We start from the raw sequence: 13,687 nt of genomic DNA on the forward strand, positions 1-13,687 counted from the left end.
TAGTCATTAGGACGAAGAAATGATTTGGTTACGTCCGTTCTCTTTGGCCATGTAAAGTCGCTCATCCGCCACTTTTATTTGTTGTTCCAGCTCCCCCTCGATGTTGCTTACACCAATACTCGCGGTCACAAGAATGTTTTTGTCCAAATAAGTTATTGGCGTTTTTTCTATGCGCTGTCTCATTTGTTCTAAGCGTGTTAGAAAGCCGTCATAGTCGCCACTGGCTTGAATACAAAACTCCTCGCCACCAAGCCTAGCGACAATATCATTTGGAAAATAGATTTTTAGAATATTCGCTATCATGACTAGCACTGCATCGCCGCCCTCATGTCCGTATGTATCATTTACTTGCTTAAAGAAATCGATATCAAGCATCGCGATGTTTCTTTGAGCGTTTTCTACATGGGGCTGCTCAAACAGAAAGCGGCGGTTCCATAAGCCCGTTAGCGCATCTTGATTTGCCATTTTAAACAGTTCAGATGTTGCGTCTTTGATATCTAACAGTTGGTGAATACGGCAAAAAAATTCTTCTTGATTAAATGGCTTGTATAAAAAGTCATTGGCCCCTGCTTTTAGAAACCTAGCCGTCATGGTCTTAGAGTTACTACCCGACAAGCCGAGAATGGCTAATTGATTTTTATCCCACTTCCGACGTAATTCACGCACCATAGTAATGCCATCTTTAACGGGCATATCATGGTCGGTTAAAACGAGAGTGATATCTGGATTTTGCTCGACAAGCTCTAGGGCTTTTTGCCCATTGTCAGCTTCCAACGTCTGAATATATTGATGCTCCAAAAGTTGGGCAATGTGTCTTCTTACGGTGTGTGAATCATCAACGACTAAACATTTGTGTTGTTGATTGTTGGTTAGTCGCTTGAGGAGTGGTAATAGATAGGAAACGGACGCCATGCTGTCTTTCAAAATATAGTCGAGGACACCTTTTGCAAGCATCTTTTCGCGAGTGTCTTCTTGAAATCGAGCCGTTAAAACAATGACACGATGACCATGTTCCAAAACGAGGTCAATAATCTCGCCATCTTGAGCATCCGGTAAACAATAGTCTAAAACCGCACAGAAGAGGTCCTGTGCTGAAGATAACAAGTTCTTTGCCTCCGCGTAGCTTTCCGCTGCGATGACCTCATAACCAGCTTGGCTTATTGTTTGGCAAAGAAAGTTTTTAAATGCACGACTATCTTCAACAACCAGAATCTTATTACTCAAGCGCAGTCCCCAAAATTAATTGTTTAAAATCAATGATAACTAAAATTAAACTTATCGCCATCAAAAAACACATGTCAACCAAAAGTAGAACAACTACTCAAATGTTTGACACGCATCCGTTAACATCACATCATTATTCCTGTCTTAGTTATATAATTATGTTTAGCTAACGTAGGGAGAAAGTAGTATGGAAATGCATCAACATGGTATGGCTGAGCTATTTCAACAACTGGGCCTCGGTAGCTCTCCTCAAGAAATGAAAGATTTTATTAATCAACATCGACACAAAAGAGATTCTGCGCCTTTACATGAAGCTAGCTTTTGGACGATGTCACAGGCGAACTTTCTAAAACAAGCCATCGAAGAAGATGCAGATTGGGCCGAATTAGTCGATCAATTGGACGTAATGCTTCGAGATTGACGTTCGCTTAAACACGCCCATTTCTCTTCAGGTAGATTTGATTTATACTGTTTTTTTGAACAGTGCTTTGATGGCTATGTCAGATCGAATTAGAAAAATTATTCATGTCGATATGGATTGTTTTTATGCTGCCGTAGAGATGAGAGATAACCCCAGTTACCGTGGCATTGCACTCGCTGTTGGCGGACATGAAAAGCAGCGTGGAGTGATTAGCACCTGTAATTATGATGCGCGTAAATATGGTGTTCGCAGTGCAATGTCAACGGCGCGCGCGCTGCAACTCTGTCCTCATTTGTTGGTTGTGCCCGGTAGAATGCATGTATATAAGCAAGTCTCTCAGCAGATTCGTGCTATTTTTGAGCGTTATACGCCTATCATTGAACCTCTCTCATTGGATGAAGCATACCTCGATGTCACGGACTCGACAGCTTGCCGTGGCTCCGCTACGTTGATCGCAGAGTCAATTCGCCGCGATATCTGGAGTGAACTTGGGTTGACGGCATCGGCGGGCATTGCTCCGATAAAGTTTCTTGCCAAGGTCGCGTCAGACATGAACAAGCCCAACGGTCAGTTTGTGATTCCGCCAGAGAAAGTCCAAGAGGTTATCGATAGTCTTCCGCTAGAGAACATTCCTGGTGTGGGGAAGGTGAGTCTTGAGAAGCTCCACCAAGCCGGTTTTTATCGATGTGAGGACATTAAAAACAGTGACTATCGAGAGTTGTTGAGGCAGTTTGGTCGTCAGGGTGCCTCCTTATGGCAGCGAAGCCATGGAATTGATAATCGAGAAGTCGTTGTTGAGCGCGAGAGAAAGTCCGTCGGTGTGGAAAGGACATTCAGCCAGAACATCGCAACCTATGATGAATGTTGGCAAGTGATTGAGGAGAAACTTTATCCTGAACTCGAGAAACGTTTAGAGCGTGCAAGCCCAGATAAGTCGATTATTAAACAAGGTATTAAAGTCAAATTTGCCGACTTTCAACTGACAACAATTGAGCACATCCATCCGCAATTAGAGCTTGAGGACTTCAAGATCTTGCTAAGAGATATTCTTAAACGCCAAAATGGACGGGAAATTCGCCTTTTAGGCTTGAACGTGATGCTCAAGCCCGAAGACCAAGCGCGTCAATTGAGCTTTTTTTAGGCCCTTACCGTTTCTACCTGCGTTAATACCTGCTCAAAACTTACATTTGCCATTGCACCATAACCTGCTAGCTTTGAGGCTTTTAGCTGGCTAATCAAAGGAGTGCTGATTCCGCACAAGAAGCGAGCAACGGCATCATTACTGATGGCCGATGGGGAAAGCTGAATAAACTCCCGCGCCCATATCGATACTTGAGATTGTTCAATATCTTCAGGTTCTGGTGCTGTGAATGTGGCGACGTGACCACGACACACGGAGCAGTGACCACATTGCTTTGGTGCATCGTGATCCGCAAAGTAGTTCGCCAATTGTGAGCTCAAACAGTGCTCGGACTGGAACAAGTGCAGCATGGTGTGGATTCTTTCGATATCTTTGCTTTCTTTGGATTGGAACAGTTCATACAGTTGTTGGATTAAAACATCCGAGCTCTGTTTGGTTGGCATAACTGAGTACACGTCCGTCAGTTGTTTGCTCTCTAGTTCTATCCAGCCGTTCTGGTGAAAATAGTCGAGCGCTGCGACAACTCGGCTGCGTTCCGATTGATAGTTCATCCATAGCGCTTCTAGATCAACTTGGCACCACACTTTGGCTTTTTGTGAGCAGGAAAAAATAGCCTCCACAAATTGACGTCGCTCGCCTTGAAATTGATTCACAATAAATTGCTGATCGTGCAAAAACTTAAACCGATATTCCGCAAAGTAACTGTACTTTGCTTCAATGACGTTATGTAGCTCCAAATAAACCAACAAGGTTTTGAGTGGCAATTGGCGGATATTACTTTCACGCGACAAACGCAGTGGCACTACCTCCCATTGTGGAGCATGTTCTTTCGCTTGCTCGACTACATAGTTAATTGACGTAAATTCTGGTGTGTCACCATAGACAAAATTCTCCAACACCGTTAGGCCGGACGTATTGCCTAGCAGAATGCACTCCGAGCGTTGCCCGTCCCTGCCTGCACGTCCAATCTCTTGTGCGTAGTTCTCGATTGATTTGGGTAAGTCGAAGTGAATGACGCGTCGAATATCAGATTTATCGACCCCCATACCAAATGCAATCGTTGCAACAATACAGTCAATTTGGCCATCCATGAACCGCTGTTGGATTTGTTCACGAACGTCGCTTTTCATGCCAGCGTGGTATGCGTGAGCGTTAATGCCAATATGGATTAATGACTTTGCTACTCGTTCTGCTGTTTGCTGCTGCGTCACGTATACGATGGTCGGAAGCTTAGGTGAAGAGGCGATGATCTCACTGAGCTGTTCTTGTTTCTTTGTTTCCTCACACGGGATCACCGAGATATCCAGATTAGAGCGGTAGAAGCCTGTAACGGTAATATGTTCACTGGAAATATCGAACTTTTTTTGCATGTCTTCAATAACTGCAGGCGTTGCCGTTGCGGTGAGAAGTAAAGACTGTGGGATGTTCAGTTCACGTTGATATTGCGGTAGTTTGAGATAATCTGGACGAAAGTTATGCCCCCATTCGGAAATACAGTGCGCTTCATCAATGACCATCAAAGAAATCGGTACTTGGCGAATGAATTCACGAAAACGCTCATTTTTTAGTCGCTCAACAGAAATCATCAAGATTTTGATTTGTCCATTCTTCACGCCAGCCATGACCTGTTGTGCTTCTTCTCTACTTTGACTGCTATCGATAGAAGCGGCCGCGATTCCTTTACTTTGTAAAAAGCTCAGTTGATCCTTCATTAACGCCAACAACGGAGAGATCACCAACGTAAGGTTGGGTAATATGGTTGCAGGTAGTTGATAACAGAGTGACTTCCCCGAGCCTGTAGGAAAGATTGCCGCAGCAGAGTAACCATTCATAACGGCTTCAATAACGGGTTGCTGACCTTGGCGTAATGAGTCAAAACCAAATACAGATTGAAGTGTTTGATGCAGCGAGTCACTTTGCATAATAGGGAAACCTTTCTTTGATGGTAAACTTGGCTACATTAACACACCCCGAATACTAAACGCGCGTCCTAAAAGTATGAACAAAGCTGACTTAGTCCAAATTATCATCCAACATCTGGAAGAAAAACTTCAAGTTGCCCATTCATCGGCTCAGCGAGCTATCGATGCCGCCACAGATGAAGAAACTGTTCCCGAGCACAAGTACGATACATTGGCACTTGAAGCCGCGTATCTTGCTCATGGACAAGCCATGCGAATTCAAGATAGTGAAGAGGAGTTGCGTCAATATCGTTCTTTAGTGACTCGTAACTTTAAGAATGCGCCTGTTGGTGTTGGTGCTTACGTTGTTCTCGCAGATGAGAATTTGATCGAAAAGCACTTCTTTGTAGGCCCTTGCTCTGGTGGTTTGACTGTTCAATATCAGACTCTGGAAGTCTTTGTCTTAACAGCCAAATCTCCTCTGGGTCGAGCGTTGTTCGGGAAAGAAGAGGGTGATGAAGTTGACGTGAAAATAGGAGATAAAACAACTTGTTACGAAGTCGTGACGATTTGCTGACATCTCATGTATCACTCAGTGTTATGTTTAACACGAGTAATGTTAAATAAAAGAGAATGACATGAAAAAGCTTTTTACACTCTCATTGCTGATGGTCAGTGCTACTGGTTATGCAGCGCAGTGTCGTGTGGACATCAATAATGAAGTCCGTATGGATGGGCAAAGCTTGGAAATTCGCCAAACGACAGGTGATAAAGCTGTCGTGGATGAGGATAACAACCTCTTCATCAAAGGTGAGCTAATTGAACTCAATGCCGACCAAAAAGCGGCAATTGAAGACTATCGCGAAAAAATGAACGCGTATATTCCACAAGCAAAGCAATTGGCGAGTGATGGTTTAGCGCTTGCAAATGACATCATCGATGATGTCGCGGAAAGCCTAGACGCACCTGGCGCGTTTGATAACGTCAAAGTCGCAGTACAGGACTTTTTCGCTGATGTTGAATCACGTTACTACAAAGATGGCGATTTCATTCTACCAGCGGAAAGTTTTGAGTCCATGACACAAGGGTGGACTGAAGACTTTGCAAAAGCACAAGAGATCTTCAATAAAGAGTTTTTAGCGAGTTCGTTGGATGCTTTATCGAAAAAAATGAAGGAAGAGGGGGGAATAAACCTCACTGCATTATCGGAGAGTATGGCTGAACTCAGCGCGAAAGTAGAAGAGCGTTTAGCTGAGCATTCGAAAGAGGTAGAACAACAAGCAGAAGACTTGTGCGATTCGCTGGATGACATGGCAGGACAAGAAGACGATCTGTTGAAGAAAATCCCTGAGCTAAAAGATTACCGAGTATTTACGATTTAATTACTCATTAAAAAGTAAAAAACTCAATGAGATAAAGAAAGAGAGCACGATTGTGCTCTCTTTTCGTTTTTACATACTTGAATAAGTAATGGAAACAAGACGATATTTGCGTTTTACTCGCTTGTTCTTTGATAGCTTATTGCGTATTCATCTCGGTGAGTTTATCGCCGACAGGTTTTGAGAAGTTAAAGCCATCATGCTGATCCCAGTTGATAGACCATGTCATTACCCCTGCATAATTCGGGTAATGGTACGCTGGTTTAACGGTGCCACATGAAGTGCCTTTGGTTAAACAATCTAGTGCGTTGATAATATTCTGTGTTGGAGCCTGCCCTGAATTTGCCGAGCTAGGACCTGAAGGTAAACCGATTGCGACTTGATCATCGCGCAATGGTGCAAATTGAGTGCCGTCGGCCAACTCAAAACCTTCGATAAGCATTTTAGATTGCGCTACCATCATATCCACAGAGCCTTCTGGTGCACTGCCTGGCAGGTATGGGTTTGGCAAACCGCCGTTGTTATATAACTGGACGTGAAGCAAGTCGAGCGTGCTGCGTGTCTCGTTAATCACAGGGATGTACGCCCCCCAAATACCGCTGTAAGCCACATAACCACCTTGAACATAAGGGTGCTCAGGCGCCATGGTTAGGTACATATCGCCACCCATGTTTTGCTCTATTTGAAGCAAAGCACGACCAAGGCGAGCTTGAATTTGCGAGCCATGAACTAAGTTAGAACCACTCTCTAAATCCACATCTAGACCATCAAAGCCCCACTCAGCGATAAGACCTGTTAGGCTAGAGACAAAGTTGGCTTCATCTTGGTCGGTATTCAGCGTAATCGTGCCTTCTGCGCCGCCAAGAGAGAGAACAAACTTCTTACCTTTAGCTTGAAGCGCTGCCATGTCCTGCTTGAATTGTGTTGGATCGAGTGCTGGACAATCGCTGTAAATATCGCCTGAATATAGATTAAAGTGCACGGTGCCATCACTGTTGCGATCATTTTCAGCAAAGGCAATATCAATCACATCCCAAGCATCTGCCATATCTGCTAGACGAATTGGACAGCCCGCTCCATTTACAAAATTGTGCCAGTAACCGATGAGTTTATGGCGTTTATCTACTTGCTCAACCACCGTTATTGCTGCGGCGTCAGACAATGCATTGCTTCCTGACAAATCCACAGCTTGGGCGCTAACTGTAAAGTTACCAAGTGCAGTTGGTGTCCAGTTGGCTGTGTAAGGTGCCGTGGTATCGGTTGCAACAATAGAGCCGTTGATCATGAAATCAACGTGTTTAATGCCTGAAGTTAAAGACGTTGCATCGGCGCTTAATGCGAGGCTTTTGCCTAATCCGGTGGTCTGACCGCTGCTTGGTGAAGTCAGAGAGACGACCAAATCTTTATCGCTGACTTCCACACCAACCAGGGACTCTGACGTGTTGTTATCATTATCGGTTGCGACGGCTTTAAGCTGGTTAGCGCCAATAAGTGTGGCGTTCCAAGTAACGGAATATGGCGCTTGAGTGGTGACCCCTAAGCTGGTGTTGTTCGCAAAAAACTCAACTTGCGTGACTGTGCCATCAGCATCGCTTGCGTTTGCCGTGATTTCGTTATTGCTGCCAGCGAGCACGACTTGTCCATCCGTTGGTGCCGTAATGGTAACTTGCGGTGGTGTCGAACAAGCACCTAGGCCACTCCAAGCATCTTGCCAGTATAGCCCTTCACCAGGCTCGTAAGCCCATGTCGCATCCGAGGAGCACCAACCAGCAACATCACAACGATATTTTTGGTTGAAGTGAGAAACCAGGTCGCCAGCTTGATAACTTGTGCCTGCCACATAAGGTACTGCATCTGCACATCCGCCTGTTCCGGTTTCTGAATTACTAATAACCAGCGCTACTTCTTGGCTCATCGTTGCGAGGTTTGTATCATCAGTCGCTTGTGCTTTGAACGAGTATGTACCTGGACTCGCGGTCCATTGATACTCGTAAGGTGCACTAGTATCAATGGCGACAGATTGATTGTTTACGAAGAACTCAACTTGTGTGACCACACCATCAATATCGTCAGCTTGAGCGGCTACGGTTAGGTTATCGCCTACATTAAGCACTTCTGTGCCTACTGGGCTGGTCAATGAAATGCTTGGTGGTGGTAATTCGACTTGTGGTTGAATTTGGATAGAAATCGTCGTGGTGCTAACGGCTCCCTCATTATCGGTCGCAATTGCCGTCAATTGCGAGATCCCTTCAATAGCGGTCCAAGAAGCTTCGAATGGTGCTTGAGTTACCACAGCAACCGTTTGGTTGCCTGCAACAAACTCAACTTGTGTGATTTGGCCATCTTCGTCTGCTGCGTTGGCTAACAAAGTGATCGCACTGCCTTCGGGAATTTGTGCGTTGTTTATTGGAGAGGAGAACGACACCGTTGGTGATAAGTTGTTGCTTCCACCATCGCATTGCCCTAACGCTTTCCATGCTTCCCAAGATCCTGAGTTGGTAACGGGATCATTGCCTTGCGTCCAATATGCAGCCTCATAAGCGGCTCCTTGCGTTTTTACTAAAGCGCCCGATGTATAAGTCGCAGTGCTGTCCCAGTCGGGTAGACTTTGACAGTTATAGGCTTGAGCTTGGTAGCTGGCGCTGAGTGCTACAACCATCGCTCCGTGAAGTAGGGTGACCTTCATTTTCCTCTCCTTGAATCATGGGTATAAATGAGAACAGAGTAATAACTAGCTGATAAATAGACATTAGGGGGAAAAAGCGAAGCACAATATTCTGCTTTTCGACACAGTATCACGAGGAACAGTTCGTCCCTTACACCAGAGCTCATTATTTTTCGGCTCACTTCACGGCAGAAGGATTGGTAAAATTCAGCCACGTAAAACGAACAACAGTCGCGAGGCTTTTGAGCGATGAATATGAGATGTACGTTAAAATTTACAAGCTGAATGACTACAAATTGTTTCAACTGGCGAGGATTTAACCGAGGTGCTCTTGTTGAATAGTGAATGTTGCTATAGTGTACTAGTTAGCTAGTTCAATGATATTTTTGTGTGAGTAGTATGACACAGCAAACCTCTTCTCAGCCTCGCGAGCATTTTGGCTCTCGTCTCGGGTTCATCTTAGCTGCCGCAGGTGCCGCAGTTGGCCTTGGCAATATTTGGGGCTTCCCAACTCAAGCAGCCAGTAATGGTGGCGGTGCTTTCCTGTTAGTTTATTTGGTGATGATTCTTATCGTCGCATTTCCGATGCTGGTGGTTGAAATGGCGATTGGTCGCCATGGTCAAGCCAACCCTGTAGACAGTATGCGTGCAATCACAGATAACCCTGCCGGTAAAAAGCTCGGCGGCATTGTGGGTTGGATTGGTTTAAGCGTACCAAGCGCTGTCTTAGCGTTTTATTCAATTGTTGGTGGTTGGTTGATCTGCTTTTTACTGGGTGCAATCACAGATCTAATGGGGTTAGAAGCTGCAACTCAATGGCTAAAGGGCTTTAGTGTTGAACGTAACTTGTTCGGAACCATTACTTTTTATGTACTGACGATTCTCATCGTACAAGGTGGCGTAAAACAAGGTATTGAAAAGTGGTCCACACGTTTGATGCCAGCATTGTTTGTTCTGTTTGCTCTGCTATTTGCTTACATCATGACGCAAAACGGTGCGATGGAAGGTCTGAAACATTACCTAGTGCCGGATTTTGAAAAGGTATGGGACCGCAAGTTGATTCTTGCTGCAATGGGACAGGGCTTCTTCTCGCTTACGATCGGTGGCTGTTCAATGCTGATTTACGGATCTTACTTGAGTAAGAAAGAAAACCTACCAAAGATGGCGATGAACGTGACCATGGTAGATACTGCCGTTGCTTTCATTGCAGGGTTAGTGGTGATGCCAGCGATGTTTGTAGCAATGCAAAAGGGCGTTCAAATCTATGCAGAAGATGGCTCTCTCTTAAGCTCAGATACGTTAGTGTTTACGGTATTGCCACTAATGTTTGATAGTTTAGGTTTGCTTGGTCAATTATTCTCTATTGTGTTCTTCTTATTGCTGACGATTGCGGCGCTAACGTCTTCCATTTCAATGTTAGAGTGTCCAGTGGCTTTAGTGAGTGAGCGCTTCAATACTAAGCGCAGCGCAACGAGCTGGGTTTTAGGTGGTCTCATTGCCTTGTTCAGTGTGGTGATTGTTTATAACTTTGGCGCTCTGTTTGGTATGGTCGCGACGGTTGCTACTCAATATCTACAACCAACCGCTGCGCTCTTATTCTGCTTATTTGGTGGTTGGGTATGGAATCGCAACTCAAAAATCAAAGAACTTGAGCAAGGTTGCCCGGAGTTTACGCAAGGTTGGTTTGGTAAGTTATGGCCTGCGTATGTGAAGTTTGTATGTCCAATTCTTGTGGCGACAGTCATCTGGGCTTCATTTGGCTAACCGAGACGCCTATCGAATAAAAGAAAAGGGCTTGATGGTAACTCATCAAGCCCTTTTTGATATTGGTTATTCTCGTTTCGGTTATCCGCCAAGAATGGTGTTGATTAACGGAATTGTCCTGCTTCTGGAAGAAAGTCAAAACCAGCAGAAGCCAGTTTTGTCTCCAGTGCTGTGCGTTCGATATCGAAGAAAGCCACCAGTTTATCTAAGTCACCACCGAAGTCGTCGCGTAGCTTCATATTCACAATGCTCATCAGCATGACAGGATCCATGGATTCAAAGTTCGCTAGATTCATTACTTATCCTCAAAATCTGAAATCAGTAGGTTTGCCGCAGCAAATGCCGCTTTTTCACGCACTTCTTTAGGCAGGGACTCATCCGCTGCAACATCGTTCAGTGCTTTAACTGCACATGAAATTGCTTGGGGAATATAAGCTTGATCGCCACTACCAATCTGAGCATAAAGCTCACGAACCAGTTCACAACAGCCGTATACTTGCATGTTTTCTTTCCACTAAATGATAACTTATCTCAATATACACACAGCGGATTTGAAACTCAAAGTACAGAGTTGTTTTGGCTCAAGTTGAAGGTTTGCTTGAGCGAGATTTAATCACTGCATTTGTGCTTCTAACTGCTGGGTGACTTCTGGTGAAAGTTGAAGTTGTTTTGCTAGTTCTTGCAGATACGCTTTTTCCATAAAGTTTTGTTCATCAGCGACGATCAAAGACGCCAGGTAAATTTCTGACGCTTGTTGAGGAGAGGTCGCCTGATTAGCAATTTCAGCAGGATCAAGCGGTTTGTTTAACTCTTGCTGAACGAGGTGACGAACGTGCTCATCTGCGCCCATATCCGCGAGAGCTTGTTCAATGCGCGCCATTTCCTCTTCATCAACGTGACCATCAGCTTTTGCAGCTCCAATCATTGCTTTTAAAATTAAGACACTGTGTTTACTGTCATCGGGGTCAAAGGTTTCTTGAACACCTTGACCGGATTGCTTGGCTTGCCAGTCGTTATACACTTTGTAGGCCAAGGCTCCAAGCGCAGCTGCGCCACCGACTTTTAATGCGCTTGACCCTACTTTTTTAGTCATTTTTTTACTTTTCTTTGAGCCCATCAGCATACCGATGAGGCCTCCGCCTACAGCACCTGCTCCTAGCGTTTTTAGGCTACTTGAATTTGATGAGGATTTGATGTTGTTGGTTTGTTTGCCCAATGCATCTGCACCTTGCTTAAGTAAGTCTGATTTGAGTGCTTGGTTTAGAAGACTTTTTAAATCCATAACTGACCTCCTTTAGATGATGAAATCAGTTTAATAGCAAGAAGCTGAACCAAAGATTAACAAAGTGAATAGTTCGAAAAAGGTGGAGGGAGGATGTTGAGCTGTAATAAAAAAGGGCTGACCGAAGCCAACCCTTTTTAACTATTTGAAACTACTTCAAATGCGAACTCGTCGAGTGCTTACTTTAGTTGAGCTTTTACGTGCTCAACAATGTCAGTCATTGCGACTGCTGTTTTCTCACCAGTAGCACGGTTCTTGTATTCGAAGTTGCCTTCTTTCATTGAGCGGTCACCGATAATAATTGTATGCGGTACACCAATAAGCTCCATGTCAGAGAACATTACGCCTGGGCGTTCTTTACGGTCGTCAAATAGCACTTCGATGCCCATTGCCGTTAGCTCAGCGTACAATTTCTCAGCGGCTTCTTTCACTTCTTCTGACTTGTGCATGTTCATTGGAACGATCGCTACCTGGAATGGTGCGATTGCATCTGGCCAGATGATGCCGTATTTGTCGTGGTTTTGTTCAATAGCAGCCGCTACTACGCGAGTGATACCGATACCGTAACAACCCATTTCTAGGATGACGTTCTTACCATCAGGGCCCAGTACACCACAGTTCATCGCTGCGGAGTAAGCGTTACCTAGTTGGAAGATATGGCCAACTTCGATACCACGCTTAAGCTGGATAATGCCCTTGCCACATGGGCTTGGGTCACCTTCCACAACGTTACGTAGGTCTTCAACTTGACCAAGCTCTACATCACGACCCCAGTTAATACCGAAGTAGTGTTTGCCATCGATGTTCGCGCCCGCACCGAAGTCGCTCATTACCGCAACGCTGCGGTCAACAATGAACGGCAGTTTAAGGCCAACAGGGCCTAGTGAACCAGGGCCTGCACCGATAAGCTCACGAATTTCTTCTTCAGATGCCATTTCCAATGGAGCTGCAACCTGAGGAAGGTTTTCTGCTTTCACTTCGTTCAGTTCATGATCACCACGAATAATAAGCGCGATGATTGGCGTATCAACTTCGTCAGATGCTTTCACAAACAGTGTTTTCACTGTTTTTTCAATTGGTAGTTCGAACTGCTCAACCAATTCAGCGATTGTTTTCGCGTTTGGCGTATCAACCAACGTCATTTCTTGTGTTGGTGCCGCAGCCTCAGAGGCTGGAGCTAGTGCTTCTGCTTTTTCAATGTTTGCCGCGTAATCTGACTCGCTAGAAAATGCGATGATATCTTCGCCGCTTTCAGCCAGTACGTGGAACTCTTGAGAGCCGCTACCACCGATAGCACCGCTATCTGCAAGTACAGGACGGTAATCCAGACCCATGCGATCGAATGCTTTACAGTAAGCATCGTGCATTGCGTCGTATGACTTTTGTAGTCCGTCTTTATCAATGTCAAAGCTGTACGCATCCATCATTGAGAATTCACGTGAACGCATTACGCCAAAACGTGGGCGTCGTTCGTCACGAAATTTAGTTTGGATTTGGTACAGGTTTAGCGGAAGCTGTTTGTAAGAGCTCACTTCATTGCGAACAAGGCTAGTGATCACTTCTTCAGCGGTTGGGCTAAGTACAAACGGACGAACATGACGGTCAGTAAAGCGAAGTAGCTCAGGGCCCATCTTTTCGCTGCGGCCTGTCTCTTCCCATAGTTCAAACGGCTGAACAACGGGCATCAAAGTTTCGACTGCGCCTGCATTGTCGATTTCTTGACGAACGATGTTTTCGACTTTACGCAGTACACGTAGACCAGTAGGTAGCCAGGTGTATAAACCTGAAGCCAGCTTACGGATCATACCTGCACGTAGCATGAGCTGGTGGCTCACTACTTCTGCGTCGTTTGGAGTCTCCTTCAGAGTAGAAAGAAGATAATTACTGGTACGCATTAAATTTATCCGTTT

At 45.0% G+C, this 13,687-nt stretch carries 12 protein-coding genes; 5 read left to right on the forward strand and 7 right to left on the reverse strand.

All coding sequences use genetic code 11. The annotated features are described in order from the left end of the window. Positions 1 to 6: 6 nt before the first annotated feature. Positions 7 to 1,224 (reverse strand): diguanylate cyclase, encoded by a 1,218-nt coding sequence (locus R7Q11_RS10900; RefSeq protein WP_042521393.1) that lies wholly within the window; start codon positions 1,222 to 1,224, stop codon positions 7 to 9. Positions 1,225 to 1,411: 187 nt separating this feature from the next. On the opposite strand from R7Q11_RS10900, the gene R7Q11_RS10905 reads away from it, so the two are divergent. Beyond that, entirely contained in the window at positions 1,412 to 1,645 is a 234-nt protein-coding gene (locus R7Q11_RS10905) for a DUF2789 domain-containing protein (RefSeq protein ID WP_005380277.1), read from the forward strand. A gap of 76 nt (positions 1,646 to 1,721) precedes the next feature. Continuing rightward, on the forward strand, positions 1,722 to 2,786 hold the full coding sequence (gene dinB / locus R7Q11_RS10910) for a DNA polymerase IV (protein WP_025768236.1): 1,065 nt from the start codon (positions 1,722 to 1,724) through the stop codon (positions 2,784 to 2,786). Here the strand turns inward: dinB and R7Q11_RS10915 are convergent. Beyond that, positions 2,783 to 4,708 (reverse strand): ATP-dependent DNA helicase RecQ, encoded by a 1,926-nt coding sequence (locus tag R7Q11_RS10915; protein ID WP_169628586.1) that lies wholly within the window; start codon positions 4,706 to 4,708, stop codon positions 2,783 to 2,785. The genes dinB and R7Q11_RS10915 overlap by 4 nt on opposite strands. Before the next feature lie 76 nt (positions 4,709 to 4,784). On the opposite strand from R7Q11_RS10915, the gene R7Q11_RS10920 reads away from it, so the two are divergent. Together R7Q11_RS10920 and R7Q11_RS10925 are read left to right on the forward strand one after the other, a co-directional pair. Next, positions 4,785 to 5,264, forward strand: coding sequence for a GreA/GreB family elongation factor (locus R7Q11_RS10920; protein WP_005380280.1), 480 nt, complete (start codon positions 4,785 to 4,787; stop codon positions 5,262 to 5,264). Between the two features lie 61 nt (positions 5,265 to 5,325). Then, the gene (locus R7Q11_RS10925) at positions 5,326 to 6,069 is read left to right on the forward strand and encodes a YggN family protein (protein ID WP_005385316.1); all 744 of its coding nucleotides are present in this window, start codon (positions 5,326 to 5,328) and stop codon (positions 6,067 to 6,069) included. A gap of 136 nt (positions 6,070 to 6,205) precedes the next feature. Here the strand turns inward: R7Q11_RS10925 and R7Q11_RS10930 are convergent, their stop codons facing one another. Continuing rightward, positions 6,206 to 8,752: an Ig-like domain-containing protein gene (locus R7Q11_RS10930; protein WP_225466435.1), complete on the reverse strand. Its 2,547-nt coding sequence runs from the start codon at positions 8,750 to 8,752 to the stop codon at positions 6,206 to 6,208. Between the two features lie 378 nt (positions 8,753 to 9,130). On the opposite strand from R7Q11_RS10930, the gene R7Q11_RS10935 reads away from it, so the two are divergent. Beyond that, positions 9,131 to 10,495, forward strand: a complete 1,365-nt coding sequence (locus tag R7Q11_RS10935) for a sodium-dependent transporter (RefSeq protein ID WP_005391763.1) — start codon at positions 9,131 to 9,133, stop codon at positions 10,493 to 10,495. Positions 10,496 to 10,599: 104 nt separating this feature from the next. On the opposite strand, the gene R7Q11_RS10940 is transcribed toward R7Q11_RS10935, so the two are convergent. The 4 genes from R7Q11_RS10940 to R7Q11_RS10955 all read right to left on the reverse strand — a co-directional run bounded on the left by R7Q11_RS10940 (position 10,600) and on the right by R7Q11_RS10955 (position 13,672). Further along, the gene (locus tag R7Q11_RS10940; RefSeq protein ID WP_005380289.1) at positions 10,600 to 10,791 is read right to left on the reverse strand and encodes a DUF4250 domain-containing protein; all 192 of its coding nucleotides are present in this window, start codon (positions 10,789 to 10,791) and stop codon (positions 10,600 to 10,602) included. Then, the gene (locus tag R7Q11_RS10945; protein WP_005391765.1) at positions 10,791 to 10,997 is read right to left on the reverse strand and encodes a YaeP family protein; all 207 of its coding nucleotides are present in this window, start codon (positions 10,995 to 10,997) and stop codon (positions 10,791 to 10,793) included. Before R7Q11_RS10945 ends, R7Q11_RS10940 begins: the two co-directional genes overlap by 1 nt. A 111-nt stretch (positions 10,998 to 11,108) precedes the next feature. Continuing rightward, a complete protein-coding gene (locus tag R7Q11_RS10950; protein ID WP_017820764.1) occupies positions 11,109 to 11,777 on the reverse strand; it encodes a tellurite resistance TerB family protein in 669 nt (222 codons plus the stop codon). A 179-nt stretch (positions 11,778 to 11,956) separates the two neighbouring features. Next, positions 11,957 to 13,672 carry a proline--tRNA ligase gene (locus R7Q11_RS10955; RefSeq protein WP_017820763.1) on the reverse strand — a complete coding sequence of 572 codons (1,716 nt, stop codon included), beginning with the start codon at positions 13,670 to 13,672 and terminating at the stop codon, positions 11,957 to 11,959. Positions 13,673 to 13,687: the final 15 nt, after the last annotated feature.

It is taken from the genome of Vibrio sp. 970, from assembly GCF_033339075.1.

Coding starts and splice junctions, on each gene's coding strand:
- R7Q11_RS10905 (WP_005380277.1), top strand. CDS start 1,412: ATGGAAATGCATCAACATGGTATGGCTGAGCTATTTCAACAACTGGGC.
- dinB (WP_025768236.1), top strand. CDS start 1,722: ATGTCAGATCGAATTAGAAAAATTATTCATGTCGATATGGATTGTTTT.
- R7Q11_RS10915 (WP_169628586.1), bottom strand. CDS start 4,708: ATGCAAAGTGACTCGCTGCATCAAACACTTCAATCTGTATTTGGTTTT.
- R7Q11_RS10920 (WP_005380280.1), top strand. CDS start 4,785: ATGAACAAAGCTGACTTAGTCCAAATTATCATCCAACATCTGGAAGAA.
- R7Q11_RS10925 (WP_005385316.1), top strand. CDS start 5,326: ATGAAAAAGCTTTTTACACTCTCATTGCTGATGGTCAGTGCTACTGGT.
- R7Q11_RS10930 (WP_225466435.1), bottom strand. CDS start 8,752: ATGAAGGTCACCCTACTTCACGGAGCGATGGTTGTAGCACTCAGCGCC.
- R7Q11_RS10935 (WP_005391763.1), top strand. CDS start 9,131: ATGACACAGCAAACCTCTTCTCAGCCTCGCGAGCATTTTGGCTCTCGT.
- R7Q11_RS10940 (WP_005380289.1), bottom strand. CDS start 10,791: ATGAATCTAGCGAACTTTGAATCCATGGATCCTGTCATGCTGATGAGC.
- R7Q11_RS10945 (WP_005391765.1), bottom strand. CDS start 10,997: ATGCAAGTATACGGCTGTTGTGAACTGGTTCGTGAGCTTTATGCTCAG.
- R7Q11_RS10950 (WP_017820764.1), bottom strand. CDS start 11,777: ATGGATTTAAAAAGTCTTCTAAACCAAGCACTCAAATCAGACTTACTT.
- R7Q11_RS10955 (WP_017820763.1), bottom strand. CDS start 13,672: ATGCGTACCAGTAATTATCTTCTTTCTACTCTGAAGGAGACTCCAAAC.